The sequence below is a fragment of the Pseudarthrobacter sp. CC12 genome (assembly GCF_039907755.1).
GTDB classification, from domain to species: Bacteria; Actinomycetota; Actinomycetes; order Actinomycetales; family Micrococcaceae; genus Arthrobacter; species Arthrobacter niigatensis.
This window is the reverse complement of sequence record NZ_JARDJH010000037.1, coordinates 1-26,131: the sequence shown is the minus strand read 5'-3', so window position 1 is coordinate 26,131 and position 26,131 is coordinate 1. Positions and strand designations below refer to the sequence as shown.

The window sequence follows — 26,131 nt, the reverse complement described above, 5'->3', positions numbered from 1 at the left end:
GCCACCGTTTTTGATGTCGGGGCGGGTTCGAGGCTCTTCGTAATTGATGGTGAAGCGGGGTTCCGTGAAAGCTGAAGGGCCCGTGGCCCTGCTGTGGTGATTGTTCTCTACGCATTCATCAAGAGTCAGGAGCTACGAGCCTTGATCGAGCCTACTTCCCCCGCGCCCCGATCCTGACACGCCATATTCAACCTGCCCGACCACCGAGTCACCGACACCGAGGTCCTCGCCTTCGGGCGGCGACGGATCCGCGTCGAGGCCACCGCCGTGGCCGGCTGCCCATCGTGCGGCGTGGTCAACGCCCGCGTTCGTTCACGCCGGCCACAACGGCTGCGTGACATCCCTGTCGCCGGGCCTGTCGAACTGGTCTGGGCCAAGCGGAGATTCTTCTGCGATGAGTACTTGTGCCCATGCCAGATATTCACCGAGGAAACAGCCCAGGTCCCGCGCCGGGCACGCTCCACCCGCGGCTCCGTGACGCCTTGGTTTCGGCCGCGACCGGATCCGGAAGGGCCGCGGCGGAGGCTGCGTTATCGTTCGGGGTCTCGTGGTGGCTGGTCCAGCGGGCTCTGGATTCCGTGGCGCCGACGCTGCCCGATGTTGATGCCCTTGCGCCGCGGATGCTTGGCATCGATGAACATCGTTACCGGTCCGTGCGGTTGTTCCGTGAGCCGCCCACCAAGGCCTGGAAAGGCTACGAAACCCGGATGACCACCGTCGTCGATCTCGACAGCGGACAAGTCCTAGGGATCGTCGACGGCCGACAGTGAGGGCGTCGGGGACTGGCTGTTCGCCCGGCCGCCTGAGCGTGCAGGTCGTTGCCATCGACCCGTCAGCAGCGTTCTGCAAGGCCTGCGGATGTGGCCGCCATGCACCGCTGTCTCAGTCGACGCGTTCCAGCTGGTCAAGCTCGGCAACGACATGCTCACCGACGGCCCGGCAACGACTCACCCAGCAGGTTCACGGCAGGCGGTGGGCTACGTTAATCCGGTCTATGCTAATCGGCGACTGCTCCGTCGCGCCGGGACACGCTCTTGGACCGGGCAAGGAACAGGATCAGCACCGTGTTCACGACCGACGCCAGGGAAGCTGCGGGCGGCATGGCTGGTGAGCTTCTTCCCGTCCGAACGGCACCAAACCCTGCAAAGTCCGGCGACGTATACCCCCTTTTCCGCCCCACGGCCGGAGCAAAGCGTCCCTCAGGATCAGTCTTTGATAAGGGGAAGTTTGTGTTTAGTAGTAAACGGGTCCTGGAGTACCGCCACCAACTACGATTGCGTCGCCGGTGATGGAGACGCTCCTGGGCGAAGCGAGAAAGGCAACAACATCCGCCACTTCAGTTGCGTCGACAACGCGACGGATGGATGTTTTTGCAGCTGCAGCATCTTCAAGCGCCTCGGGTGTTCGGCCCGACTGGGTTGCCTCACACATCATGCGCTGTTTCCAACCCTCCGTCTTGGTGATGCCTGGGTGCACGACCGTTACGTTGATACCCGACGGCCCAAGCTCGTCGGCAAGATTCTTGGTTAACGCTGCCACGCCGACATTCCGGACGGTCTGCGTGACGGACCAAGCGTTGCGTGCCCCTAACCCGCTGACGTTAATAATTCTTCCCCAACCCCGTTCAACCATGCCCGGGGCGACCGCCCGGGCGGTGCGGAGATAGCCAACCACTTTTGTGTCGAATTCGCCTTTAAGTAGGTCGTCCGAAGTCTCAAGTGCGCTTACGTTTTTGTCCGGAGTCCATGGAGCGGCAGCAGTGTTCACCAGAATGTCGACACCGCCGAGAGTTTTTGTTATCTGGGTGATCAATTTTCGGACCGACGCGTCGTCAGTGGTGTCCACCAACATTCCCTTTACTTCGACATTGAGGTCAAATGCGATCTCCTCAGCGGTGGACATTGCTCTCGTGCTCCGGGAGGCCACAACGATGCGTGCACCTTCTCGGGCCAGCGTTGTTGCGATCGCCCGACCAATGCCCGCACTACCTCCCACAATCAAAGCCGTCCGGCCTGTTAGCTGTAGATCCATGAACCCTCCCTGTTGTTTTCATTCTTTTCCCGTAGCTATGACATGGCTTAGCGCCATATCTCCTGCGAAAACCGGCCGTTTGGTCGGTAATTCGGCTAGTCTCCCAGAACCGCAAAGCGAGCTATTTATGCATTTCAGGCTCAGTTGACCGGGAAGACACCCTCAGACTCTTCAGTGAAAGTCTGTATTGCAACTCGGTTCTGAATGATTGGCCGAACGTAGAGCCGGTTCAGTTCCGCATGCGCCGGGTGGTTCGCATAGATCTGATACGCATCTAAGTCGTCGAGATCACTGATCACAACAAAGTCGTAGTTTCCTCCAAACTCGCCCCCAAGTCCCTCTGAACCGGATCCGACGTTGGACCCAAAATAGAATGATCGGAGACCGGGGATCTCCGAAGGCAAAGATCGCAATTCCCGTTTGTACTCAGCGATCGCGGTCGTTTTAGCGTCTGAACGGAACTTCAACATAACTACGTGGCGAAGCATGTCTCTCCTTCTTTAGGTTTAGTGTTTAAGGGGGTGCTGCGCATCAGTACGTGGCTCGACCGCCCGACAGATCATAGACAAATCCTGTTGTGAACCCGGCCTCATCGGAGGCAATGTATTCGATCAGTGACGCAACTTCAGACGGTTTGCCGAATCGTCCCATAGGCATCAAGCTCAACTGCACCTCACGACGTTCTGTTGTCATGCCAGCAAGCAGAGGCGTTTCTATGCTTGCGGGAGCAATCGCGTTGACTGTCAAGCCGTTTCCCGCATGCTCTTTCGCCAGGGCTTTAACCAAGCCAATGACGCCGGCCTTGCTCGCGCTATAGGCAGACATTCCAGGGTTGCCCTCTTTACCGGCGATGGATGCCACGAAGACGAGCCTGCTGTTTGGCTGCTTTAGAAGTTCGGGCACGGTCGACTTTGCCACGAGGAAGGCGCCGCGGAGATTGACTGAGACCACGCGGTCAAAGTCATCGATCGAGAGGTCAACTAGCGGTGAGACCGGGCCGAGGATGCCGGCGCACATCACGACAACGTCGAGGCCGCCGAGCACTGCGGTAGCCTGTGCGATGGCACGCGTCACAGATGCCTCGTCGCGTACGTCAATCTCGATCTGGTCGGCAGAGTCGCCCCACCCGGGCAAAGGCAGATCGGCCCGAACCACATCCGCACCCAGCTCTACCAACCGTGCTGAGGTGGCTTCTCCCATGCCTGTTCGTCCGCCCACGACCAGAATCCGTCGTTCGTTCCACTGTGTCACTATTGTTCCTTTCGCTCGAGGCCACCCTGGTGCAGTAATTCACGCTCTATTGGGCCAAGTTGCGTAACGGTGGGAACAACGCTCTGCAAATTGTTCTGCCCGCCGACCCACAGCCAGCCATTCGCAGGTCCGCATCATCGCTTTCCCTGCAGTGAGCTTCAACGGTATACGCATACAGGAAATTTGAGCAAGCTTTCCCTCTATGCGGAATGCCTCGGAATTTAGTTTTGATGACGTGCTCGTTAGGTAGGAATAGTTCGTACATCGGGAAATCAACCGTCCGGAGCCTTTCTTGGTTCGAGGTGTTCGGCGTCCCGGTGTTTTGCATGTCGCACATGTAGAAAGGGCCGCGGGGGCCAGAAGCACGTACATGTGATGGTCTGCGTGGTCTTTGAACCAGACGCTGATGCCGGTGGATCCGTCGAGTCGTAGGTGTTCCCAGGCGCGCCAGAGCGCTTCCACACGGGAGACAGCCTCGGGGTGGAAATACCATTCGATGCACCATTTGGCTGCGCGCCCGTCAACATCGCGGACATAGGTAGGGAGCAGCTGCTCGTGCAGGAACTCTTCGGCAGAGCCGTAGACCAGCTCCGGGAGCTTCTGCTGTTCCCCGCCTGAGCGCCAGTATCCTCGACGTCCGAGCTGGGAGCTTCACGGCCTTATGCGTACCCGGGCCGGGCTCGGAAAGTCCAAAGAAGCGGGCGGCGCCGGCCGGGAGTTCGCCTTGTTAGGGCACACCCAAACCTGACGTCAGATTGTCGCAAGAATTACGTCAGAATAAAGCCCCAAGGCAGCTTTCCTGACACGTCCAGTTGAATGTCTTGGACCTCAACTGGACACATGTGTGAAAGGGGCCTGTCGGAGTCGGAAAGCGCCCAGAGGCAACGACTCCGTAGCCGCTTACGGTGGTCGCTCGAAGTGCAAGGAAAACAAAAAAATTCAATATGCAGGACTGTGACCAGTATGCTGTACGCATGACTTCCATCAAGACCGTGGCCATCGCCGTCCCGCTTGAAGCAGAGCTTGTGGACCACATCCGTGCCGTCGACCCCTCCGTCACCGTCCTTTACGAGCCTGACCTCCTGCCCCCGGAGCGCTTCCCGGCCGACCACGCCGGCGATCCGGCCTTCCAACGGACGGATGAACAGGAAGAGCGCTATTGGGCGATGCTCAACAGTGCAGAGGTCCTGTATGGCTTCCCCAACGAGAGCCCTGCCGGGCTGGCACGCGTTGCCAGCGAAAATCCCAGGCTGGAGTGGGTCCACGCGATGGCGGCCGGGGCGGGCGGAGCCGTCAAGGCATCGGGCCTGAGCCAGGATCTCCTGCAGAAGTTCAAGATCACCACCTCCGCCGGAGTCCACGCCCTGCCTCTGGCCGAGTTCGCAGCGATGGGAATCCTCAACGGTTTCAAGCGCAGCGCCGAACTTGCCCAGGACCAGGCCGCGAAGGCCTGGCCCAGCCTCCGGGTTCCCACCCGACTGGTCAATGGATCCAACCTGGTCGTCAGCGGCCTCGGGGAAATCGGACTGGAAACGGCACGGATCGCAAGGGCCCTGGGAATGAAGGTCAGCGGCAGCAAACGAAGCGTGGAACCCATCGACGGCATCGACGAAGTGACAGACAACGAAGGCCTCCCCGCCCTCCTGGCCACGGCAGACGCCGTCGTCAACACCCTGCCCGGCACCGCCTACACGGAAAAGCTGTTCAACCGCGGGATGTTCGCCGCAATGAAGCCCGGGACCACCTTCGTCAACGTGGGCCGCGGGACCGTGGTGGACGAGGATGCGCTGCTGGAGGCCCTGGACAACGGCCAGGTGGGCTACGCGTGCCTGGACGTCTTCGCCGTGGAGCCGCTGCCGCAGGAGAGCCCCCTGTGGCAGCACCCCAAGGTCATGGTCTCGCCGCACACCTCAGCCCTCAGCGCGGCCGAGAACCGACTCATCACGGAACGGTTCTGCAGCAACCTCCGGACGTTCCTCGACGGTGGAGACCTCCCCCACCTCGTGGACACGGTCCACTTCTACTAGGACGGGGCAGGGAAGTGCGCATCGCAAGGCTACAGACAGCAGCTGGTCCGCAATACGCCGTTGAGGGCGACGGCGGCTGGGACCACATCGTCGACCCGTTTGAGGAAAGCCTCCGCTACACCGGCGGTGCCACCACCCACAACGAGGCAATATTCCTCGCCCCGGTGAGGCCCGCCGTCGTCCTGGGCATTGGCCATAACCGCACTTTGAATGACCATCCCCTGCCCATCCAGGCGTGGCACAAGTCCGTCCACACCATCGCCGGCCCGGGCGACGCCATCACCGCGGTCCGTGGACAAGGCACGGTCAATGCCGAGGGTGAACTCGCCGTCGTGATGGGCAGGACCGCCGCCAACCTGACCGCGGACAACGCCCTGGAGCACGTCTTCGGCTACACCTGCGTCAACGATGTCACCAACGTGGACCAAAACGCGGTGGACGAGCGGAACTTCCAGGGCAAGGCCGGCGTCAACTACACACCCATGGGCCCCTGGATAGAAACCCGACTCCCGGATCCCGAAAGGGTGGCCATCGACGTCTACGTCAATGGGGCAGCAAAGGCCACGTCCGGGACCTTCAACCTCCCCTCTTCGGTGGTGGATTGCCTCATCTATGTCACTTCATGGCTGACCCTGGAACCCGGCGACGTAGTGATGACCGGGGCGCCCGCCACAGTGGTTCCCGTCCAGCCCGGGGACCGGGTGGACATCAGGGTGGAGGGCATCGGCACCCTCAGCAGCCTCGTGGCCTGACGGCAGCAGCGTGCCAACGCGGCACTTATGATGGATTGCGTTCAGTTGACTGAACGCAACCGCACTCTGCCTTGGCGACCGAAGGAGAATCATGGCCGATTCCCACATCCCCGCGTCCTCCGACAAGTCGGGAGCCACCTCGCCGGCGCCGGCGGTTACCCGGGCAGCAGCGGTCCTGGACGCCCTCGCCGCCTCTGCCACCGGCCGTCTCACCTTGAGCGACCTCTCCCGCGAAGTGGGAATTCCCAAGTCCTCCACCTCCAACCTCCTGCTGGCACTGGAGGAGGCCCGCCTGATCAGCCGGCAGGGCTCGGAGTTCACCCTGGGCCGCAAGCTGGTGGAACTGGGCGCCGCTTACCTGGGCCGGATGGACGAGGTGCAGGAGTTTTACCGTTACTGCGAGCAGGCATCCGTCCTTTCCCGCGAAACGGTGCGGATCGCCATGCTGGACGGTACCAACGTCATCTACCTGGCCCGGTATGAGGGCCACCCCGCCGTGCGGCTCACGTCCAACATCGGCGACAAGATGCCGGTGTCCCTGTGCGCCGTGGGCAAGGCCCTGATCGCGCGGCTGCGCGACCATGACCTGGAGGAAATGTTCCCGGACAGCGCCGAGCTTCCCGTCCTCACGCCCAAATCCCTGCGCACCGGCGCGGAGCTCAAGGCACAGCTGAAGGAGATCCGCGAGCAGGGCTTCGCCTTCGAGGATGAGGAATCCACCACCGGCGTGGTGTGCCTCGCCGTTTCCGTCCCCACCCGCGGCGCCCACGGCCCCAGCCTGGGCCTGTCCGTGACGGCCCTCAAGGCCACTTACACGCCGGAGCAGGGCTCCCAGATGGTCAAGGAACTGCAGGAACTGGCCCACTCCCTGGGCAATCCGATGGGCTAGGGTCCGCGCCGCCCACGGTGTCGTCCGAAAAAACAAAACAAAACTGTTGCTCGTTGTTCAGCTTGCTGTATTGTGTTCAGCATAGTGATCGACACAACAGGTGTTGCCGCTATCCCACCAGGCCAACGGGGGCCTGGAGTGCATTAGAGGGAGTTCTCGTGACAACTCGTACTAACTCACCGCAGGCCACTACGGACGGCGCCGTCGTCGATCCGGACCAGCTGCGAAGGGCAACACTTGCCAGCTCCGTTGGGTCCGCCCTGGAGTACTACGACTTCTACATCTACGGCCTGGCCTCGGCCCTGATCTTCGGCCCGCTGTTCTTCGCCCCGCTCGGCGAGAGCGGAGCCGTCATCGCCTCCTTCGCCACCTACGGCGTCGGTTTCGCAGCACGGCCCTTCGGCGGGGTTGTCTTCGGCCACATCGGAGACCGCTTCGGCCGCAAGATGGTGCTGATCCTGACCATTGGCCTGATGGGCCTGTCCAGCTGCGCCATCGGCCTCCTGCCCACCTTCGACCAGGCGGGGATGCTGGGAGCGGTGCTGCTGGTGACGCTGCGCATCCTGCAGGGCCTGGGCGCCGGCGCCGAGCAGGCAGGCGCCACCACCCTCATCTCAGAGGTGGCCCCGCGCCGTCGTCGTGGATTCTTTGCCTCGCTGCCGTTCGTAGGCATCCAGCTGGGAACCCTCCTGGGCGCCGGAACCTTTGCCCTGATGGCACTGGCGGACAAGCAGGTCCTGCAGGGCTGGCTGTGGCGCGTTCCGTTCCTGGCCAGCATCATCCTGATCGTGATTGCCGTCTTCATCCGACTCCGCCTCAAGGAGACCCCGGTCTTCCAGGAACTGGAGAAGCACAAGGCCGTGGTCAAGAACCCGGTGGGCCAGATCTGGAAGCACTCGAAGAAGAACGTGCTGGTGGGCATCGGCCTCCGCATGGGCGAAAACGGCAACTCGTCCATCTACTCCGCGCTGCTGGTGTCCTTCATCAGCATGCCGGCCGGCGTCTTCCCCGGCGACAAATTCATCGGCCCCACCGGCCTGCTGATTGCCGCCGGCTTCGCAGCGGTCCTGGTTGTTGCCTTCGGCGCCCTGTCCGACCGTTTTGGCCGGGTTCCCGTGTACCGCTACGGCGCGCTGTTCCAGGCCGTCATCGCCCTGCCGGCCTTCTACCTGGTGACGCTCGGCAATGTGGCCCTGGTCTGGGTGGTCATGGTGGTGGGCATCGCCCTGGGCGTGCAGTCCATGCTTGGCCCGCAGTGCGCCCTGCTCCCCGAACTCTTCGGATCGCAGCACCGCTTCACCGGCGTCGCCCTCAGCCGTGAACTTTCCGCAGTACTCGCCGGTGGCTTCGCCCCAATGATCGGCGTGGCCCTGCTGGCCGCCACCAACCACTCGTGGCTCGTACCCGCCCTGTACTCGCTGGTCCTGGCGGCAATCTCGTTCGCCACCACGTTCTTCACCCCGGAAACCAACGGCCGCGACCTGGTCCTCGTGGAGGACGCCAGGTGACCATCGGCAACGCCGCCCCCGCGGACCCCGCGCCCAAACGCGCGGGATTCGTCGGGCTGGGGCTGATGGGAGCGCCAATGGCCGCCAACCTGCTCAAGGCAGGGTGGCAGGTCACGGGATGGAACCGCTCAGCCACCGCGGTCCGCGACCTGGAGGCGCTGGGCGGAAACGGCGCCAGCGACGTTGCGGACCTTCGGGACGATCCCGTCATCATCTTCATGCTCCCCGATCTCCCCTTCATCGAGGACGCTGCGGCGGGGCTCCTGGAAGCGTGGCGGGCCGTGCCGCCCGCACCGGGAACACTCGTAGTGGTGATGAGCAGCGTGTCCCCGGTCGCGGTGCGGGCCTTCGGGCTCACTGTGGCCGGCGCGAGCGGCGGGAACGCCTCGGTGCTCGACCCCCCGGTCAGCGGCGGAACGGACGGAGCTCAACGGGGAACCCTGGCCATCATGGCCGGCGGATCTCCCGAGGACTTCAGCCGCGCCCTACCGGCTTTGGAAGCAATGGGGACATCCGTCCGCCGGCTGGGTGACCTGGGTGCCGGCTCGCTGGCCAAGGCATGCAACCAGCTGATCGTGGGAACCACGACGGCGGCACTCGCCGAAGCTGCCGAGCTTGCCGAACGCTCCGGGCTGGACGTCAGCGCCCTCTTCGAAGTCCTGGCCGGCGGCCTCGCTGCCAGCAGGGTGCTGGAGCTGGTGGGCCCCCGGCTCGTGGCAAAGGATTACACGCCGACGGGGTCGGCGAAGTTCATGCACAAGGACCTGTCCTTCGTGCTGGAAAGCGCCGCCACCGCCCGGACCGCCACGCCCATGGCCTCCGCCGGCGTCGACCTGTACGCGGAACTGGTGGCGCAGGGGTTGGGCGACCAGGACCTGGCCGTGGTCCGGCAGGCGATCGCCAACCTGGGTGCCGCCTCCGGGGACCCCGGGCAGTAAGTCCTCTGCTATATTCTGGTGCTTTCAGGCCCGGCGCAGGGTAGCCGGGCCACGGAACGTCGAACGGCCCTTTATTGAAACCAAGCAGCAGGCACACAGACTCCGCGCAGGGTAACGTCCAGCACACCGATTTCCTCAACTGCCCCACCGGATTCGTTGAGTACTACTTCGCGGACGGCGTCTTCCGCTGGTCGGACGGGCTGTACCGCATCTACGGGTACGAACGGGGCGAGGTGGTCCCGACCATGGAGATGGTTCTTCCCCACGTCGAGCCCGAAGACCGGCCAAGGGTCCAGGCCTACTGGGACCATGTGTCCACCCAGGGCGGACCGTCATCCATCTACCTGTCCATCCGGGACCGAAAGGACCACCAGCACAAGCTGCTCTACTCCGCCGACTACATCATGGACGGGGACACCCCGATCGGCGTCTGGGGCGTGGTGGTGGACCTCACGACGTCAATCCACACGGACCGGCACCAGCTCGCCACCGAGGCGGTGGCGAGGTCGGCGCTCAACCGGGCGGTCATCGAACAGGCCAAGGGCGTCCTGATGGGCCGCACCGGAGTCACCGCCGACCAGGCCTACGAACTCATCAACCAACTGAGCCAGGATACGAACCGCAAGGTCTACGCAGTTGCCCAGGACATCGTGGACCGGGCCACCGTCCGCGCCGGAGATCCGGAGAACCAGGGCCAACCCCTGCTTTAACTGCCGCCTAGAGCGCCAAGCGCGGGCCGTCCGACAGGACAGGTCCCGAACCGACCGCGGGGAGCGCATCGTTGAAGGCCTCGACGACGGCCATTTGGCCGGTGGAGTCGGGAACGCCCGGGTACTGGAGATGGGCCGCCTCCACCGGCTCAGCCGGGGTTTCCACCGACCGCATCCGGACCAGCGCCACCGCGGAGATCAGGAACCAGGCCACGTTGGTGACCACGGACGGCCACGCGCTGTGCAGCGTGCCGTTGATGATGAAGGCCACAGAGCCGAACAGGTTGGCGGTCTGGAAGCCTTTGCCAGCCTTCAGCCACCCCATGGATACGGCGAGGTACGCACTGAGGATCGCAACAGCGCCTGCCCAGCCGGCGAGTTCCCACAGCAGATTCATGGCGTCCTTTCAAGGGTTCCCGAGCAGTATTCGGGCAGGGTTCAGGAGGGGTAGAACGGGTTTGGTTTTGCCGGGGCCTGGTTACTCGAGCCCTGTTCGGGCGAGGACCTCATGCTGGCCGGCGGCATAATCATATCCCGCGTCCGGACACCGCTTTTACCCGCGAAACGTGATTCTCCCCACGTCTGGACAAGGCCCGCGCGGCGTAGCACGATCAAGCTGTGACCAACAGTTCCGGCTCCGATCCCTACCTGCGCGAACTCACCGAGCTGAGGCGCGTCAAGGACCGGATGGACCGCGAATATGCGCAGCCGCTGGACGTCGAATCCCTCGCCAAAGATGTCCATATGTCGGCAGGCCACTTCAGCCGCCGCTTCAAGCTGGCCTACGGTGAATCCCCGTACAGCTACCTCATGACCCGCCGGATCGAACGGGCCATGGCGCTGCTCCGCAAAGGCGACCTCAGCGTCACCGAGGTGTGCTTCGCCGTCGGCTGTTCCTCGCTGGGCACGTTCAGCACCCGCTTCAGCGAACTGGTGGGCATGCCGCCGAGCGTCTACAAACAGGAGGCAGCGGAATCGACGGCGGGGATCCCGGCCTGCGTGGCGAAACAGGTCACCAGACCGGTCAGGAATCGAGAAGCGCCGGCCCCTGAGCCGTCACTAGCATGACTGACATGGACATCAACATCTCTTCCACCTTCCTTCCCGCCACCGATCCGGACGCTTCCCTCGCCTTCTACCGGGACGCGCTCGGCTTCGAAATCCGCAACGACGTGGGCCGCGGCACCATGCGTTGGATCACCGTAGGCCCTGCCGGCCAGAAGGACGTCTCCATCGTCCTGCACCCACCGGCAGTGGACCCGGGCATCACCGAGGACGAGCGCCGCACCATCACCGAGATGATGGCCAAAGGCACCTACGCCACCATCGTCCTGTCCTCCCCCAACGTGGACGCCGCGTTCGCCAAGGTGGAGGCAACCGGCGCGGACGTCGTCCAGGAACCCATTGACCAGCCCTACGGCATCCGGGACTGCGCCTTCCGCGACCCCGCCGGCAACACGGTGCGCATCAACCAGCAGCCTTAGGCATATAAACAAGCACGTATATAACGGACGACGCCGGAACGGGCTGCCAGCGCAGCTCCGCTTCGGCGCCGCTCCAGGACGAAGGGGGACACCTTGAGCACGGAAGCAGACATGGATACCAGGCAGGGCGCGCATGTTGCCGACAGCCACGACCTGATCCGGGTCCAGGGCGCACGGGAGAACAACCTGAAGGACGTGAGCCTGGAACTGCCCAAGCGCCGGTTGACCGCGTTCACGGGTGTTTCCGGGTCCGGCAAGAGCTCGCTGGTGTTCGCCACCATCGCCGCCGAATCACAGCGGATGATCAACGAAACCTACAGCGCCTTTGTCCAGGGGTTCATGCCCAGCCTGGCCCGGCCGGACGTGGACCGGCTGGAAGGCCTGACCACTGCCATCATCGTGGACCAGGAGCGGATGGGTGCCAACCCGCGCTCCACCGTGGGCACGGCCACCGACGCCAACGCCATGCTGCGGATCCTGTTCAGCCGCCTGGGGAAGCCCTATGTCGGGCCCCCCACGGCCTTCTCCTTCAACGTGCCCACCCGCAAGGCCAGCGGCATCATGAGCACCGAGAAGGGCGGCCGGGTGGAAAAGAACGTGGTGCGCCAGGTGACCTACCTGGGCGGCATGTGCCCGCGCTGCGAAGGCATGGGCAACATCAGCGACATCGACCGGACCGCCCTCTACGACGAGACAAAGTCCCTTTCCGAAGGCGCGCTCACCGTTCCCGGCTACTCCATGGACGGCTGGTACGGCCGCCTGTTCGAGGGCATGGGCCTGCCCATGGACAAACCGATCGCCAAGTTCACTGCGAAGCAGCTGGACACGATGCTGTACGCCGAGCCCACCAAGATCAAGGTGGAAGGCGTGAACCTGACGTTCGAAGGGGTCATCCCCAAGATCCAGAAGTCCATGCTCTCCAAGGACGTGGAGGCCATGCAGCCGCACGTGAAGCGGTTCGTTGAGCGCGCCGTCACGTTCGCCACCTGCCCGGACTGCGGCGGCACCCGCCTTACCCCTGAGGTGCTCAACTCCAGGATCAACGGCAAGAACATCGCCGAGCTGTGCACCATGCAGATCAGCGACCTGGCGCAGTGGATCCGCGGGCTGGACGAGCCCTCCGTGCGGCCGCTGCTCATCGGGCTGCGGGACCTGCTGGATTCCTTCGCCGAGATCGGTCTGGGCTACCTCTCCCTGGACCGTCCCGCCGGCACACTCTCCGGTGGCGAGGCGCAGCGGACCAAGATGATCCGGCACCTGGGCTCCTCCCTCACGGACGTCACCTACGTTTTCGATGAGCCCAGCATCGGCCTGCACCCGCACGACATCGAGCGGATGAACACGCTCCTGCTGCAGCTGCGGGACAAAGGCAACACGGTCCTGGTGGTGGAGCACAAACCGGAGATGATCGCCATCGCCGACCACGTCGTCGACCTCGGTCCCAAGGCCGGCACAGGCGGCGGTGAGATCGTGTACGAGGGCGACGTGGACGGGCTGCGTTCCAGCGGCACCATCACCGGGCGCCACCTGGACGACCGTGCCCGCCTGAAGGACTCCGTCCGGAAGGCTGCCGGCGCGCTTGAGGTCCGCGGCGCCGCAACCAACAACCTGCAGGACGTCGACGTCGATGTGCCGCTCGGCGTTCTCTGCGTGGTGACAGGCGTGGCCGGCTCCGGAAAGAGCTCGCTGATCCACGGCTCGCTGGCGAAGCGCGAGGGCGTGATCGTCATCGACCAAGGGGCCATCAAGGGCTCACGGCGCAGCAACCCGGCCACCTACACCGGGCTGCTGGAGCCCATCCGGAAGGCGTTCGCCAAGGCCAACGGCGTCAAACCGGCGCTCTTCAGCTCAAACTCCGAGGGCGCCTGCCCCACCTGCAACGGCGCCGGCGTGATCTTCACCGAGCTCGGCGTCATGGCCACCGTGGAATCCACCTGTGAGGACTGCGAAGGCCGCCGCTTCCAGCCCGCCGTCCTCGAATACACCCTGGGCGGACAGAACATTGCGGACGTCCTGGACATGTCCGTGGAGGCGGCGCTGGCGTATTTTGCCGAGGGCGAGGCTAAGACACCCGCCGCGCACAAGGTCCTGGAACGCCTGGCGGACGTGGGCCTGGGCTACATTTCACTGGGCCAGCCGCTGACCACCCTGTCCGGCGGCGAGCGCCAGCGGCTCAAGCTGGCCACCCAGATGGCGGAGTCCGGGGACGTCTACATCCTGGATGAGCCCACGGTGGGGCTGCACCTGGCGGACGTTGAACAGCTGCTGGGGCTGCTGGACCGGCTGGTCGACTCCGGAAAGTCCGTTATCGTCATCGAGCACCACCAGGCTGTGATGGCGCACGGCGACTGGATCATCGACATCGGCCCGGGAGCAGGGCACGACGGCGGCAGGATTGTCTTCGAGGGCACCCCGGCTGACCTGGTGGCCGGGCGGGCCACGCTCACCGGCCAGCACCTGGCGGCGTACGTGGGGGCGTGAAGCCGCTGGAAACCCTGCTTTAGCGTCCGCCCGGCAGCTGACCCAGGAAGCTGACGGTGGCGGTGCCAATCTGCTGTTGTGCGGCGCCGCGGCCGATGCCGGGCTCGCCGTCGCCCGGTTGCGCGCCGTAGTCACCGAAGAAAGCGTGCACTCCGCCCTGTACGGCGATGAACTCAGTATCCTCCGGCAGGAGTTCCCTGGAGGCCTGGATCTTCTGCGGCGTGCTGAGGCCATCCTTGGTCCCGGAGACGGAAAGGACTGCCAGTCCGGTCCGTCCCCGCAGTGATTCCACGGGATAGGAGGCGTACAGGACCAGCCCCGAGATATCTGTGTTGTGGAGGGCGAACGATGAGGCCGCCACCCCGCCCAGGGAGTGGCCGCCCACCGCCCATCTGGTGATGTCCGGGTTGTCCTGGATGGCGCTGCGGGCCTGGTTGCCGTCCAGGAGGCTGAGCCCGAGCGGCTCCTTCAGGATGACCACGCGGTACCCGGCGGCCACCACGGGGCCCAGGATGTCCTGGTAGGCCCTGGCGTCCACCCGCGCGCCCGGGTAGAAGACCAGCCCCCGGGTGGTCCTGGCTCCGTTGGGCGACATGGTGATGGCGGTGCTGGTTTCGGTGACGGTGAGGTCCGACGCCGGCCCGGCCTCCGCGGTCGGTCCCGGCTGGTAGGCGAAGGGGGTGAGCCAGGCGAGCCCGGCGGCGAGCGCCAGGACGGCCAGCCTGCCGGCCCACGCCCCGATGGCGCGGACACGGGACCGTGGCCGCGGGACATCGCGGCGTCGCCAGGTCAGGACTGCCCAGGCGGCACCGGCGGCAACCGCGCACAGCAGGATGCCCGGCAGCAGCGGGTGGCCGACCGGCACAGCTGGATTCCCGGCCAGCATCCACAGCGCCACACCGATCAAGCCGGCAGCACATGCCACGGATGCCCAGAAAAGGGCAGTCCGTTTCCTGGGCAGCGCGCTGGCCTGGCCGGCAGGTGGGGTCTCCATGGTTCCTGATCCTTCCATCCGGCGGCAGGATTTCAATGCCGGCCTGGCCTACGCTGGCCGTATGCCCGAAATGTTCCGGTACGACGTCGAGATCCTGCACCTGCTGGTCTCCCCTGCGCACGCGTATTTTGGCCGTGCCCGTGACGGCGCCGCCGACGTTCCTACTTCTGATGCTTTGCAGGCTGAGGTGGTGGCCGGCAAGGGCATCGTGGGCGACCGCTTTTTCGGCAAGGCCGCACACATGGATGCTGCGGTGACCCTGTTCGCCGTCGAATCCCTCGAAGCCATCGCCGCCGCGCTGGGCGCGGCGCCGTTCGATCCCCTGCTGACCCGCAGGAATGTGGTGCTGCGCGGAGCCCAGCTCGCCCCACTGCTGGGGCAGGACTTCGTACTGGAATCCGGCGGCTCCTCGGTGACCCTGCACGGCGGCCGGCACGCCCAGCCCTGCGCGTGGATGAACGAGATGCTCGCCCCCGGCGCGCATCCGGCCATGCGCGGCAGGGGCGGCATCCGCTGCCGCGCGGTGTCCGGCGGCTTCCTGCACCGGGGTCCTGCCGTGCTGGTCAGCCCGGTGCCGCTGGACACTGCCCGGGCGGGCGAGGCGAGCGTCCTGCGGCCGTCGCGGCTGCCGTAGCCCTCGCGGGGCACAGGGAGCCCCCGCCCTGGTGGGGCGCCCCGGCAGGACGTAGGACGGACGACGGCGTCACGCACGGCACGCTTTCGCCCCACCATAGGTGGGGAAGCCCCGGAAACCCGGGGTACCGCCGTCGTGTGCTGTCTGAAAGCGTGCCCCGCGTGACGCGGGTGCAGCCTCAGCTCACATGACGGCGGTGGCGTTGGCCGGGGAGCCGGTGCCGCCGGTGATGTTCAGCGGCTTGATGCTGATGAATGCATCCCACGTGCCCGTGCACCGCATGTGCCGGGCCAGGGGGCCGAGCCGCCACAGCTCCCCGAGGGGCATGCCGAGCTTGGCCAGGAGCTGCTGGTGCATCATGCCGTGGTCGTTGAAGGCGGACTCCCGGTAGGGGCTGTCCGGGACGGCGGGGAGGCATTCGACGGCGAAGGTGTCGGCGGCGATGACGGCAAACCGGCTGTCCCAGGCCCAGGCGACGAACTCCTGCGACTGCGCCACGCCTGTTGCCTTCCGGCTCTCACGGAGGCGCTGTTTCTCTTCCGGGTCCAGCGCGAGGAACCATTCGCACCACCCGGTGTGGAGCAGGAGGATGTCGCCGGGGCGGGTGGTCAGGGACTGGGACTCCATGGCCGCCTGGAGCAGGTCCAGGCCCAGGGGTTCCCCGCCTGCATGGTCGATGGGCTCCCCCACGCTGTTCCGGAAGCCGTCGAGGTCCACCAGGACTCCCCGCCCGGCGATGGGGTGTTCAGCCCATTCCTGGATGCCAAGGTCCGGCGTGCCCTCGGTGATCCGGTGGTCCGGGACGCCGTCGTAGAAGCCAACATCATCGGCACGGCGGTGCCGGAGCCCGTCAATCTGCGTCGACCCCTGGAGGTAATACCCGTCCAGGTAGTCATCCCGGTGGGCAGGGTGGGAGGAGTAGATGGTGTGCCGGGGCGCGCTGCGTTTGAGCGACATCCCCGGGTCAAAGGCATCTGCGGGATAGTCCAGCCCGAACACGGTCCCGGACCGGATGCTGTTCCTGGCCTCAAGGAGGGCAGCCGGCGTGATGAAGGACGGCGTGCCCCTGCCCGGTTCCGGGAACAGCCCCCACGATGTACCCGCCAGGTTGCCCTCCCTCGCCAGGAGCTCCGCGAAGGTGGGAAATGTTCCGGGTACGGTCATCGCGTGGTGGCTTCCTGCTGTTGCGTGGCGTGTTTCCGGGGGCGCTGGTAGCTGAGCAGGAACCCGGCCACGGCGCACACCGATGCGGCAATGCACACGGGCGGTTTGACGTAGGTGTTGAAGAACTCGAGCCAGGCGTTCTGCCCGGCCACGAGGCCCGCGGCCTGCCCGGCAACGAACAGGACGCCGCCTACGAGGAGGACACCAAGGGTGAGGGTGAAGACGGTTTGGATGAACCTTCGGGGTGTGTTCATGGTGGTTCCTTAGATGGGCAGGATGCCGAGGATGATCAGCACGCCGATGACCAGCAGGGGCAGCGCATAGTGCGTGAGCAGGCGGGCGAAGGTCTTGATTGGATTGACGTCCGCGATGCCGCAGGCCACATAGAGCGGTGCACCACCGGGCGGGACCGCGGCCTCGCAGGAGGAGAAAATAAGGACGGCGACGGCGGCAGTGGTGGCGGGCACCCCGGCAGCCACGAGGGCGGCAACGCCCACCGTTCCCACGGCGGCCATCGTGGCGGTGGCGGAAAGCGGGGCCGCGACCGCGATGACGATCAGCCCGATCAGGATGGCGAGCAGCCAGAGGGGAAGGTTCAGCCCGTTCAGCAGGGCGGTCATTTGCTTGGGCAGGCCGGTGGCGGCGAGCGCGTTGGCGCCGGCGAAAGCGAAGAGCACCGTGACGCCGACGATGCCGAACCGCGGGGCCGAGCCCTGCAGCAAGGTTCCCCAGTCCCGGCCGGTGCGGGGCAGCTGCTTCCTGCCCAGCAGCGCACCAGTGATGAGGAGCACCACCGGGATCCAGACGATCACGCTGACAGACTTGCTGACATCGCCGCCGGTCCAGTCGGAGAGGGCCGAGGTGAGGAACCCGGAGGTGATGGCCAGCGGGATGGCGACGACGACGAACAGCAGGAGCGTGGCCCAGCCCTGGCCGAACGCGGCCCGGACGGACAGGCGGTGGGCGGCGTCGAGAGGTGCCATCCCGCTTTTCCTGATGAGCATCCAGGTGACGATGAGCCGGTGGAGGAAACACCACAGGCCGCCGAACAGCAGGGGAAGGACGAGGGCGTTGATGTTCAGCAGGGGCCCCACCGTGGCCGAGCCGACCAGGACGAACATGGAGGCGCTGAACGGGAAGGTGATGCCCATCCCGGCGTTCCCGGCCACGAGGGTTGCGGCAGCCGGCTTGTCGAGCTTAGATTTTTCCATCCAGGGGATGGTCACGGAGCCTACCGTTGCGGCGATGGCGGCCTGGTTGTGGACCACTCCGCCCAGGCCTGCCGAGGCCACGGTGGAGACCCAGGCCGGACCGCCCTTGACCCCGCCGATGAGCGAGTTCAGCAGGTCGATCAGCCGGTCCAGGACGCCGCCCTTGTCCAGCAGGTAGCCCATGAAGACGAAGGCCATGGTGGCGTAGACGATCTCGTCGGTCGCTGCCGAAGAGAGTGCCGACCAACCCACCTGTGCCGCGGCGGCCCCGGTAAACGGCAGGACCACCAGGAAGCCCAGGATCATGGCCTCCCCCACGCTGCGCTTGATTGCTGTCGTCCAGAGCAGGATGACGGCAAGGTAGGCGCCCAGTGCCCAGATGCCAATCATGCTGCTGCTCCTGTCGGCGGAATGCCGGTTGATGTTGAAATCACGTTTTTCCCGTTCCTGATTGTGCCCTGCTGTGCGGTCAGCGCAAGGCCGGTTCCGTGGCCTGCGCCATCCGGGCGAGGGCGGCGGCGGAGGCGGTGGTCATCTCGGCCGGGACGCCGAGGTCCGAAAGATAGCTGGCGGTGTCCTGCATCTCCTTGGAGCGGCGGACGGCGTGTTTGGCGGTTCCGGTGAGGAACCTGTCAATGACAGCCTGGCCATCCCCCGCCAGCTGGGTCGCGATCTGGCCGCGGATCCAATCCTCCAGGCCGGCCGCCTGGCCGGCCGTGACCGCTTCGACCACGACGGACGCCATGCCCTTCATGAGCACGCTGCGAAGCAGTTTGTGGGCCATCGCTGCACCTGGCTCGCCGTCAGCGATTTCCACCTGCACGCCGAGGGGTCGCAACAGGCCCGCAACGGCCTGGGCGCCTGGACCGCTCACCATGAGCGGGGTCTTTTCCCCCAGCGCGGAGACGGGTCCAAGGATGGCGACGTCGGCAAAGTGGGCTTTGCCGGGCAGCTGTCCGAGTTCCTGCATGACGCCAGGGGAGGATGATGTGAAGTCGGCGTAGACGCTGCCGTCGCCAAGGACCGGCAGGCATTCCTGTGCCACGCTGCGAGCGGCGGCGGCTCCGGTCATCACCAGGACGATCTCAGCCCCGGTACATGCTTCGGCCGCGGTGGCCCTCCGGGTGACGCCCTCCGGCGTGGTGGGGGCCACGGGGTCGAACCCGGTGACCTGGTGGCCCGCAGCTGCGAGCGCTGCGGCGTAGGTGGCTCCGGCTTCGCCGAGGCCAATGACGGTGCACGCTGTCATGGTTTGCTCTGTTCCTTCTGATGACGTTCTGGTGGCGGGGCGGTTCAGTTGCGGGCGGCGACGATTGCCTGGCGTCGGCCGGTCTCGTCCGCGAACACTGCTTCGGCGGCTTCGGCGACGGCGGCGGCCTGGTCCCGGGGGATGACCACCACGCCGTCGGAGTCACCGACGATGACATCGCCGGGCAGGACGGGGACGCCGCCGAAGGCGACGGCGGTTCCCAGCCTGAAGGGGCCGTCCTTGTAGGGACCGGCGGGCGAAGTAGCCCGGGCGAAGACGGGCATGCCGATCTCGCCCAGCGCCTCGGCGTCGCGCGCTGCTCCGTCCAGCGCGAAGCCCGCTACGCCGAGGTTGATGGCGCGCTCCCCGATCAGTTCGCCAAGGAGGGCGCGGGATTGATCGGCACCGCCGGCGACCACAATGACGTCACCTGGACGGGCCAGCTGCAGGGCGGCGTGGATGCCCTTGTTGTCGCCGGGACGGGTCCACACGGTGAACGCCGGTCCGGCAAGCTTCGCACCGGGCCAGACGGCCTGGATGGCGGAGTCCGCCACGCCGAGCCGGTCCATGGCGTCGCCGATGTTGGCGGCGGGCAGCTTGGCGAGCCGGTCCACGATGCCCTGGTCGGGGCGGGCAAAGTCGGCGCTGGTGTCGATGGCTGGAGTTGTCATGGTGGGGTTCCTTAGGGGGTGTGGATCAGTCTTTTTTCTGGACCAGGGGAAGGACCTTCTTGAAGTCGTCCTCCTGGCCTGCCCAGAATTTCTGGTAGTCGGTGCCGTTGAGGTAGCTGGTCTGCAGGCCCAGGTCCTTCATCTTCTGCACCACGGCGGGGTCTTCGATGGCCTTCTCGATGGCGGCTTCGAGCTTTTTGGCCACGTCAGCCGGGAGTCCGGCGGGAGCGGAGTATCCGCGGGCAGTCCCCGCGGTCAGGTCGTAGCCGGACTCCTTGAACGTGGGGATCTCCGGCAGTGAGGGGGCGCGGTCCCCGGACATGACGCCCAGCACGCGTGCCTTGCCCTGCTTGCTGAGGTCGTTTACGTCGCTGACGTTGGCCACCAGGACGTCAACATGCTTGCCCAGGAACGCGGTGGTGGCCTGCGAGGCGCCCTCGGAGAAGTGGACCGGCGCGAACTCCGAGCCGGTGCTTTCCTGGATCTGGGCCAGGGCGAAGTGTTCGCCGGTCTGGATGCCGGTGGTGCTGGCGGTGAGTGACTTCGGTTTGGCCTTGACCGCGTCCAGCAGCTCTTTCAGGGTCTGGTACGGGCTGTCCGGCTGGACGGCGATGACGGTGGGGTCGATCACCTGCCGGCCCAGCGGCTGGAAACTGTCCCTGGTGTACTTCGCGCCGCGGGCCGGGTCCAGGGGTGAGACCACCACCGAGGGTGATCCGGTGGCACCGATGGTGTAGCCGTCCGGCTTGGCACCGGTCAGGGCTGTATAGCCGATCTGGCCGCCGGCACCGGGCTTGTTGATGACCTCGACGTTGGTGCCGAGTTCCTTTTCGAGGACCGGCTGGATGAGCCGGGCGGCGGTGTCCACGGCGCCGCCCGACGAGAAGGCCACGATCAGGTCGATGGACTTGCCTTTCTTGGGGAAGTCGCCGGCGGCCGCACCGGAATTGCTGGCTCCGGCGTTGGCGCCGCAGCCGGTGAGGGCGAGCAGGGACGCGGCTGCGACTGCTGCGAAGATCTTCTTGCGTGACATGGTTCTTCTCCTTTGAAGGGGTGCGGGTGTAGGGGGTTACGGGGTTGGGAGTCAGGCCTCCGGGTCCTCCATGAGGGCCTTCGGCTTGCGGAGTTTGAGCAGCGGACTGCAGATGATGAGCAGGCCGATGCCGATCAGGACGGCGGAGATGGGACGGCTGGTGAAGACGGTGAAGTCGCCCTGGGAGATTTCCAGCGATTCGCGCAGGGAGCGTTCCATCAGCGGCCCGAGCACCAGGGTGAGCACCATCGGAGCCAGGGGGACGTCGAGGTTCCGCAGTGCCAGGCCAAGGAGGCCGAAGCCGATCATGACGTAGACATCAAAGACGCTGAAGTTGATGGTGTAGGCCCCGATGACCATGAACACGAGGATGACTGCCGTCAGGATCGGGGTGGGCACGCGGAGGATGGACGTCCAGAGCCCCACGAGCGGGACGTTCAGCAGCAGGAGGAGGACGTTGCCGATGAAGAGGCTGGCGATGATGGCCCAGGCGATCTCCGAGTGCTCCGTGAACAGGCTGGGTCCGGGGGTGAGGCCCTGCTGCAGGAATGCGCCCATCAGCACGGCGATGGTGGGCGAGGCGGGAATGCCAAGGGTGAACAGCGGGATGAGGGCAGCATTGGCGTGGGCGTTGTTGGCGGTCTCCGGACCGGCGACGCCTTCGACGGCCCCCTTGCCGAGCTCGTGGCGGAACCGGGAGAACCTTTTCTCCGTGGCGTAGGAAAGGAGCGAGGACACGGACCCGGTCATGCCGGGAATGAGGCCCAGGCCGAAGCCGACGCCGGTGCCGCGGGCCATGGCGGGTGCACTGCGGCGCCATTCCGTCCGTGACGGGAACAGCTGCCGGAAACCGGGGGCATGCACCACCGGGGTGGGCTCGTTCCGGCGGAAGGAGAGGATTTCGGAGAGCCCGAAGACGCCGACGATGACGGCAACGAAGCTGACCCCGTCCATCAGGTTGTCGATCCCGAAGGTGAAGCGCGGTGCTCCGGCCACGGGATCGATGCCCACCATGGAGATCAGCAGGCCCAGGGCGCCGGAGATCAGTGCCTTGACCATGGACTTTCCGGCCAGGGCGACCAGCAGCGAGATGCCCACCACCATGAGCGCGAAGAATTCGGGCGGCCCCACCAGCAGGCCCATCTCACCAAGCGGCTTGGCGGCGGCCACCAGGCCGACGGTCGCAATGGTGCCGCCAATGAAGGAACCGACGGCGGCCAGCGTCAGTGCCGCTCCGGCCCTCCCCATTTTTGTCATGGCATAGCCGTCGATGGTGGTGATGGCCGAGGAGGCTTCGCCGGGGGTGTTCAGCAGGACGCTGGTGATGGTGCCGCCGTACTGGGTGCCGTAGAAGATGGCACACAGCATGATGATGGACCCTGCGGGGTCCAGGTTGAGCGTCAGCGGAATCAGCAGGGCCACGCCCGCGACGGGTCCGACGCCGGGCAGGACGCCGATGATGGTGCCGAGCAGGCAGCCGAGGAAGGCAAACAGCAGGTTCTGCCAGGTCATGGCGGTGGCAAAGCCGCCAAGCAGTTCATTGAGGGTTTCCATGCCTAGAGTCCGATCAGGTTCAGCGGAGTAAATGCCGAGACGGGAAGGGCCACGTTGAGGCCGTAGTTGAAGGCGTAAAAGGCGCCGACGCTCCCCGCCAGGGCGATGATCAGTGAGGGCACCCATGCCCGGCGTCCGCGGATTTTCAGGTGGTAGAGCAGGAACGCGAACATGCTCAGCTGGAAGCCCAACAGGTCCATGACCGCTGCCAGGATGACCAGGCTGGCCACGACGGAGATGACCACCCCCTTATCCACGCCCTCGCCCTTGGCGCTGGGCCGGCGGAGTTCCTGGAGGAGCCAGACTGCCGACATCGCCACCAGGAGAGCCCCCATCGCAAAGGGGAACAGGCCGGCACCCGGCCCGAGGGACGTCCACAGGCCAAGGCTCACCGAGCTGACCAGGACATAGATGCCGACGGCGGCGAAGGCGCCGATCCCCGCCAGCACACCGGGGGCAACCCGAATGGTGCTCCCTGCTTTCGTCGTGACTGACTCCGTTGTCATGAGTTTCCTTTTCACTGCGCGTCATTGTGTTTCACAGAATGAAACTATATTGCGTACTGAGAAATAGTGACAGGAGACACAGGGACTGTCAAGCGCAAAGAACTTACATAGAATGAAAGAATGGCGACGACGACTTCCACCACGGCCGGCACGGCAGAAGAGGGCCCCAAGTCCTCGAACATGCGCTCCCTTTCGAGGGCCATGGAGGTCTTTGCCGAGTTGCAGCGGGCCGAGCGGCCGCAGCGGCTCAGTGACCTGGCCCGGAACTGCGGCATGAGCCTGCCCACCACGCTGCGGATCCTGCGGGTGCTGCAGGATTTCGGCATGGTGAGCCAGAAGGACAAGTCCTACCGGATCGGCCCGGCCGTACTCCCGGCGGCAAAGAGCTTTCTGGAGAACGATCCCCTGGCGGTCGCGGGCCGCCCGGTTCTGCAGCAACTCGCGACCCAGACGGGAATGTCTGTTTCCCTGCACACCCGGCTCGGGTTTGAGCGGATTCTGGTGGCAAGGGTCCAAGGTGAAGCGCCCATGCAGTATGACCTGCCGCTGGGTAAGCGCCTCCCGCTGACGCGCGGCGCGGCGGGAAAGATCCTGATCGCGGGTGCCACCGACGCTGAGCTCAAACAGGTGGTAGCGGCCGCAATTGCCTCCGGTCACGAGGAGCAGGGATTCACGATAGAGGAACTGAAGTCGCGGCTGCCCGAGCCCGGCTGTGACTACGCCTATTCAGCGAATGAGCGCGTGCTTGGCGTGCTCTCCGTAGGGGTGGCATTGACGAACAGAGCCGGCCGCGCCAACGAATCAATGGCGTTGAACTGCCCTGCGGAAGCGACGACAGAGGAGAAAATCAAAGCCAACGTTCCGGAACTGCGCCGTGCCGCCAGCCGGCTCTCCGAGCTGCTCGAGGGCTCCGTTTACTGAGCCCCTGACCGCCTACCCCAACAACAAGGCGGACGACGGCGTCACGCACGGCACGCTTTCGGCCCACACGGGGCGGGAGAGCCCCGGAAACCCGGGGACCCGCCGTCGTGCGCTGCCTGAAAGCCTGCCCGGCGTGACGCGAGGACCGCTAATCCAGCTGCACCCCGCGGAGCAGCAGGAGCGTCCCGCCCACCACGACGGCCGACGCCAGGAACACGCCGCCCGCGCCCAGCCCGGCGGCAACGACGCCGATGGCACTGGGCAGGACCACCTGCCCCACCCGGTTGCCGGCGAGCCGCAGGGCCAGTGCCCGCCCCCGCTGCCCAGTCGGCGCCTGCGCCGAAAGCCACGACATGGTCAGCGGCTGGCCGATGCCCAGGCCCAGCCCCAGCACGGCCATCACACCAAAGAGCAGCCACGCCGGCATGGGAACGGCTGCGGCTGCCAGCGCCGCGGTGGACAAGGCCAGGCTCACCACCAGCAGCCGCATCCGGCCAATCCTCCGGGACACCGTGCCCAGCAGGAGCCGCGACACCATGGAGAAGACGGCGCGGACGGTCAGCATCGCACCCACCGTTGCAGCGGTGAGTCCGCGATCGTCGCCGAGGGCCGGCAGGTAGACCATGGTCAGGTCCACCACGGCCAGGACGGTGGCGCTGGTGGCGAGGGCACGGGCCACGCCGGGAGCTTTCAGGAGGGACACCGCATTGCCGCCGGGTACAGGGCCGCTGGCCTTCTTCCTCCCGGCACTGACGTGGGCCGGGACAACAAAGGTGGTGGCGAACAGCACCACGCCCATGGCGACCGAAAGGAGGAAGATCGCCCGGGTGTCCGGCCGGATGGAAGCGCCGCCCACCAGGGAAATCGCCAGCGGCCCCAGGGCCTGCCCCAGGGATGCGGCGAACGTCAGGTATCCGAACGCGGAGTCCATGCGGGTCGAGGCCGCATTATTGGCCACCACCGCCTGCTGCCCCACGATACATGCCAGCTGCCCGGCGCCCAGCAGCGCTGTTCCGATAACCAGCGCCACGATCGAGGATCCCCAGAGCAGCAGGAAGACAGAGCAGGAAAGGACGACGGCGGACCCGGTCGCCATGAGCCGGCGCTCACCCAGTCGGTCCACCAGGCCGCCCGTGGGCACGGCGAGCAGCAGCGGAAAGACGGCGTAGCTGGCGGCCAGCAGTCCCAGGGCGAACCCGGGGACATCGAGCTCAAGCGCACGGTAGGTGGCTGCCGGGCGGACCAGGAAGGTGACGGCCTGGATCAGCGCCGAATGGACCAGCAGGGCGGTGGACGTGCGCCGCCCCAGTTCGCCGATCATGCGCCGGCGCCGGTGGCGCCGGAGATGGCCCGCACCGCAGCGTCCCGGGCGCCCATCACGTGCTCGAACGCGATGGCGGCGGCCTTCTCCGGATCGCCACTGGCCACTGCATCCACCAGGATCCGGTGCTGGGCGAGGGCCTGGTCCCGGCGCTCCTGCGTGCTGTTGGTGAAGTGCCGGTACCGTTCCATGTGGCTCGAGATCTGGCCGTGGAAGCGGCGGGCCCAGGAGTTGCCGGCGATCGCGGCGATTTTGGCGTGCAGCGCCATGCCCTGCCGCATGGCGTCGTCGGCGAACGTCACCATGGCTGCGTTGCGTTCCAGGATGCCCTTGAGGTCTTCGACGTCGCCCGGCGTTGCTTTCAGGCAGGCGTTGCGTGCCATCAGTGATTCCATTGCCGCGCGGACCTCGTACAGTTCCGAGATGGCGCCTTCGTCCAGCGCCGGCACCAGCACCCCGCCGGTGGGCTGCTGCTCCAGGAGGCCCTCGGAGATGAGGCGCCGGATGGCCTCGCGCAGCGGCGTTCGGCTCACCTGCAGCGCCGACGCCATCGCCGGTTCGTAGATGCGTTCCCCGGGTTTCAGCTCAAGGCTCAGGATGCGGCGTTTCAGCTCGGCGTAGACAAGATGGGCCCCTGTGTTCCGGGTGGGTGACTCTGGCATCGTTTAGACCTCCAGCAGCCATCATACTTGTATACATCTATACACATGATCTCCCCGGCTAGCTGTATTGACCACAGACGTTAGTGACGCCCGGCGTGGTTTGGTGACATGAAGAAGACCTCCGGGTGGAGTGGGGCTTG

At 65.7% G+C, this 26,131-nt stretch carries 28 protein-coding genes; 12 read left to right on the top strand and 16 right to left on the bottom strand.

Annotated features, from left to right (window positions below; genetic code table 11):
• Positions 1 to 410 precede the first annotated feature (410 nt).
• Positions 411 to 770, top strand: a complete 360-nt coding sequence (locus PV772_RS19355; protein ID WP_347887232.1) for a hypothetical protein — start codon at positions 411 to 413, stop codon at positions 768 to 770.
• A 463-nt stretch (positions 771 to 1,233) separates the two neighbouring features.
• Here PV772_RS19355 and PV772_RS19350 read toward each other — a convergent pair whose 3' ends face one another.
• From PV772_RS19350 to PV772_RS19335, 4 genes are all read right to left on the bottom strand, one after another.
• Positions 1,234 to 2,031, bottom strand: coding sequence for an SDR family oxidoreductase (locus PV772_RS19350; RefSeq protein WP_347887231.1), 798 nt, complete (start codon positions 2,029 to 2,031; stop codon positions 1,234 to 1,236).
• Positions 2,032 to 2,171: 140 nt separating this feature from the next.
• On the bottom strand, positions 2,172 to 2,519 hold the full coding sequence (locus tag PV772_RS19345) for a Dabb family protein (protein ID WP_347887230.1): 348 nt from the start codon (positions 2,517 to 2,519) through the stop codon (positions 2,172 to 2,174).
• A 43-nt stretch (positions 2,520 to 2,562) separates the two neighbouring features.
• Positions 2,563 to 3,282, bottom strand: a complete 720-nt coding sequence (locus PV772_RS19340) for an SDR family NAD(P)-dependent oxidoreductase (protein WP_347887229.1) — start codon at positions 3,280 to 3,282, stop codon at positions 2,563 to 2,565.
• Between the two features lie 39 nt (positions 3,283 to 3,321).
• Complete coding sequence (locus PV772_RS19335) at positions 3,322 to 3,831, bottom strand: DUF4913 domain-containing protein (protein WP_347887256.1); 510 nt, start codon at positions 3,829 to 3,831, stop codon at positions 3,322 to 3,324.
• 425 nt (positions 3,832 to 4,256) lie between these two features.
• Between PV772_RS19335 and PV772_RS19330 the strand changes: the two genes are divergently transcribed.
• The 6 genes from PV772_RS19330 to PV772_RS19305 all read left to right on the top strand — a co-directional run bounded on the left by PV772_RS19330 (position 4,257) and on the right by PV772_RS19305 (position 10,106).
• Positions 4,257 to 5,309 carry a D-2-hydroxyacid dehydrogenase gene (locus PV772_RS19330; RefSeq protein ID WP_347887228.1) on the top strand — a complete coding sequence of 351 codons (1,053 nt, stop codon included), beginning with the start codon at positions 4,257 to 4,259 and terminating at the stop codon, positions 5,307 to 5,309.
• Between the two features lie 14 nt (positions 5,310 to 5,323).
• Entirely contained in the window at positions 5,324 to 6,061 is a 738-nt protein-coding gene (locus PV772_RS19325) for a fumarylacetoacetate hydrolase family protein (protein WP_347887227.1), read from the top strand.
• Positions 6,062 to 6,152: 91 nt separating this feature from the next.
• Complete coding sequence (locus tag PV772_RS19320) at positions 6,153 to 6,950, top strand: IclR family transcriptional regulator (RefSeq protein ID WP_347887226.1); 798 nt, start codon at positions 6,153 to 6,155, stop codon at positions 6,948 to 6,950.
• A gap of 158 nt (positions 6,951 to 7,108) precedes the next feature.
• The gene (locus tag PV772_RS19315) at positions 7,109 to 8,458 is read left to right on the top strand and encodes an MFS transporter (protein WP_347887225.1); all 1,350 of its coding nucleotides are present in this window, start codon (positions 7,109 to 7,111) and stop codon (positions 8,456 to 8,458) included.
• Positions 8,455 to 9,396, top strand: a complete 942-nt coding sequence (locus PV772_RS19310) for an NAD(P)-dependent oxidoreductase (RefSeq protein ID WP_347887224.1) — start codon at positions 8,455 to 8,457, stop codon at positions 9,394 to 9,396. The genes PV772_RS19315 and PV772_RS19310 overlap by 4 nt, the downstream gene beginning before the upstream one ends.
• A gap of 74 nt (positions 9,397 to 9,470) precedes the next feature.
• Positions 9,471 to 10,106: a PAS and ANTAR domain-containing protein gene (locus PV772_RS19305; protein WP_307362342.1), complete on the top strand. Its 636-nt coding sequence runs from the start codon at positions 9,471 to 9,473 to the stop codon at positions 10,104 to 10,106.
• A 7-nt stretch (positions 10,107 to 10,113) separates the two neighbouring features.
• Here the strand turns inward: PV772_RS19305 and PV772_RS19300 are convergent, their stop codons facing one another.
• Positions 10,114 to 10,503 (bottom strand): hypothetical protein, encoded by a 390-nt coding sequence (locus PV772_RS19300; RefSeq protein WP_307362345.1) that lies wholly within the window; start codon positions 10,501 to 10,503, stop codon positions 10,114 to 10,116.
• 221 nt (positions 10,504 to 10,724) lie between these two features.
• Here PV772_RS19300 and PV772_RS19295 point away from each other — a divergent pair, with 221 nt between their 5' ends.
• The 3 genes from PV772_RS19295 (at position 10,725) to PV772_RS19285 (ending at position 14,071) form a co-directional block, all read left to right on the top strand.
• Positions 10,725 to 11,174, top strand: a complete 450-nt coding sequence (locus PV772_RS19295) for a helix-turn-helix transcriptional regulator (protein ID WP_141182911.1) — start codon at positions 10,725 to 10,727, stop codon at positions 11,172 to 11,174.
• Positions 11,171 to 11,590, top strand: a complete 420-nt coding sequence (locus PV772_RS19290) for a VOC family protein (protein WP_141158731.1) — start codon at positions 11,171 to 11,173, stop codon at positions 11,588 to 11,590. The genes PV772_RS19295 and PV772_RS19290 overlap by 4 nt, the downstream gene beginning before the upstream one ends.
• Before the next feature lie 111 nt (positions 11,591 to 11,701).
• Complete coding sequence (locus tag PV772_RS19285) at positions 11,702 to 14,071, top strand: excinuclease ABC subunit UvrA (protein ID WP_347887255.1); 2,370 nt, start codon at positions 11,702 to 11,704, stop codon at positions 14,069 to 14,071.
• Positions 14,072 to 14,090: 19 nt separating this feature from the next.
• Here PV772_RS19285 and PV772_RS19280 read toward each other — a convergent pair whose 3' ends face one another.
• Positions 14,091 to 15,065, bottom strand: coding sequence for an alpha/beta hydrolase (locus tag PV772_RS19280; RefSeq protein WP_347887223.1), 975 nt, complete (start codon positions 15,063 to 15,065; stop codon positions 14,091 to 14,093).
• 61 nt (positions 15,066 to 15,126) lie between these two features.
• Here PV772_RS19280 and PV772_RS19275 point away from each other — a divergent pair, with 61 nt between their 5' ends.
• Positions 15,127 to 15,699 carry an MOSC domain-containing protein gene (locus tag PV772_RS19275; RefSeq protein WP_347887254.1) on the top strand — a complete coding sequence of 191 codons (573 nt, stop codon included), beginning with the start codon at positions 15,127 to 15,129 and terminating at the stop codon, positions 15,697 to 15,699.
• Positions 15,700 to 15,882: 183 nt separating this feature from the next.
• Here the strand turns inward: PV772_RS19275 and PV772_RS19270 are convergent, their stop codons facing one another.
• From PV772_RS19270 to PV772_RS19235, 8 genes are all read right to left on the bottom strand, one after another.
• A complete protein-coding gene (locus PV772_RS19270; RefSeq protein ID WP_347887222.1) occupies positions 15,883 to 16,863 on the bottom strand; it encodes a cyclase family protein in 981 nt (326 codons plus the stop codon).
• Positions 16,860 to 17,117: a hypothetical protein gene (locus tag PV772_RS19265; RefSeq protein WP_307362355.1), complete on the bottom strand. Its 258-nt coding sequence runs from the start codon at positions 17,115 to 17,117 to the stop codon at positions 16,860 to 16,862. Before PV772_RS19265 ends, PV772_RS19270 begins: the two co-directional genes overlap by 4 nt.
• Positions 17,118 to 17,126: 9 nt before the next feature.
• On the bottom strand, positions 17,127 to 18,464 hold the full coding sequence (locus PV772_RS19260; protein ID WP_347887221.1) for a TRAP transporter large permease subunit: 1,338 nt from the start codon (positions 18,462 to 18,464) through the stop codon (positions 17,127 to 17,129).
• A gap of 79 nt (positions 18,465 to 18,543) precedes the next feature.
• Entirely contained in the window at positions 18,544 to 19,323 is a 780-nt protein-coding gene (locus PV772_RS19255) for a DUF1932 domain-containing protein (RefSeq protein WP_347887220.1), read from the bottom strand.
• A 44-nt stretch (positions 19,324 to 19,367) separates the two neighbouring features.
• Positions 19,368 to 19,994, bottom strand: coding sequence for a methyltransferase (locus tag PV772_RS19250; protein WP_347887219.1), 627 nt, complete (start codon positions 19,992 to 19,994; stop codon positions 19,368 to 19,370).
• 25 nt (positions 19,995 to 20,019) lie between these two features.
• Positions 20,020 to 21,027, bottom strand: a complete 1,008-nt coding sequence (locus PV772_RS19245) for a tripartite tricarboxylate transporter substrate binding protein (protein WP_141158738.1) — start codon at positions 21,025 to 21,027, stop codon at positions 20,020 to 20,022.
• Positions 21,028 to 21,078: 51 nt separating this feature from the next.
• A complete protein-coding gene (locus PV772_RS19240; protein WP_307362365.1) occupies positions 21,079 to 22,581 on the bottom strand; it encodes a tripartite tricarboxylate transporter permease in 1,503 nt (500 codons plus the stop codon).
• 2 nt (positions 22,582 to 22,583) lie between these two features.
• Positions 22,584 to 23,087: a tripartite tricarboxylate transporter TctB family protein gene (locus tag PV772_RS19235; RefSeq protein WP_141158740.1), complete on the bottom strand. Its 504-nt coding sequence runs from the start codon at positions 23,085 to 23,087 to the stop codon at positions 22,584 to 22,586.
• A 120-nt stretch (positions 23,088 to 23,207) separates the two neighbouring features.
• Here PV772_RS19235 and PV772_RS19230 point away from each other — a divergent pair, with 120 nt between their 5' ends.
• The gene (locus PV772_RS19230) at positions 23,208 to 24,008 is read left to right on the top strand and encodes an IclR family transcriptional regulator (RefSeq protein ID WP_141158741.1); all 801 of its coding nucleotides are present in this window, start codon (positions 23,208 to 23,210) and stop codon (positions 24,006 to 24,008) included.
• Between the two features lie 148 nt (positions 24,009 to 24,156).
• Here PV772_RS19230 and PV772_RS19225 read toward each other — a convergent pair whose 3' ends face one another.
• Both PV772_RS19225 and PV772_RS19220 read right to left on the bottom strand, forming a co-directional pair.
• The gene (locus PV772_RS19225; RefSeq protein ID WP_347887218.1) at positions 24,157 to 25,329 is read right to left on the bottom strand and encodes an MFS transporter; all 1,173 of its coding nucleotides are present in this window, start codon (positions 25,327 to 25,329) and stop codon (positions 24,157 to 24,159) included.
• The gene (locus tag PV772_RS19220) at positions 25,326 to 25,991 is read right to left on the bottom strand and encodes a GntR family transcriptional regulator (protein WP_307362371.1); all 666 of its coding nucleotides are present in this window, start codon (positions 25,989 to 25,991) and stop codon (positions 25,326 to 25,328) included. Before PV772_RS19220 ends, PV772_RS19225 begins: the two co-directional genes overlap by 4 nt.
• Between the last annotated feature and the right edge of the window lie 140 nt (positions 25,992 to 26,131).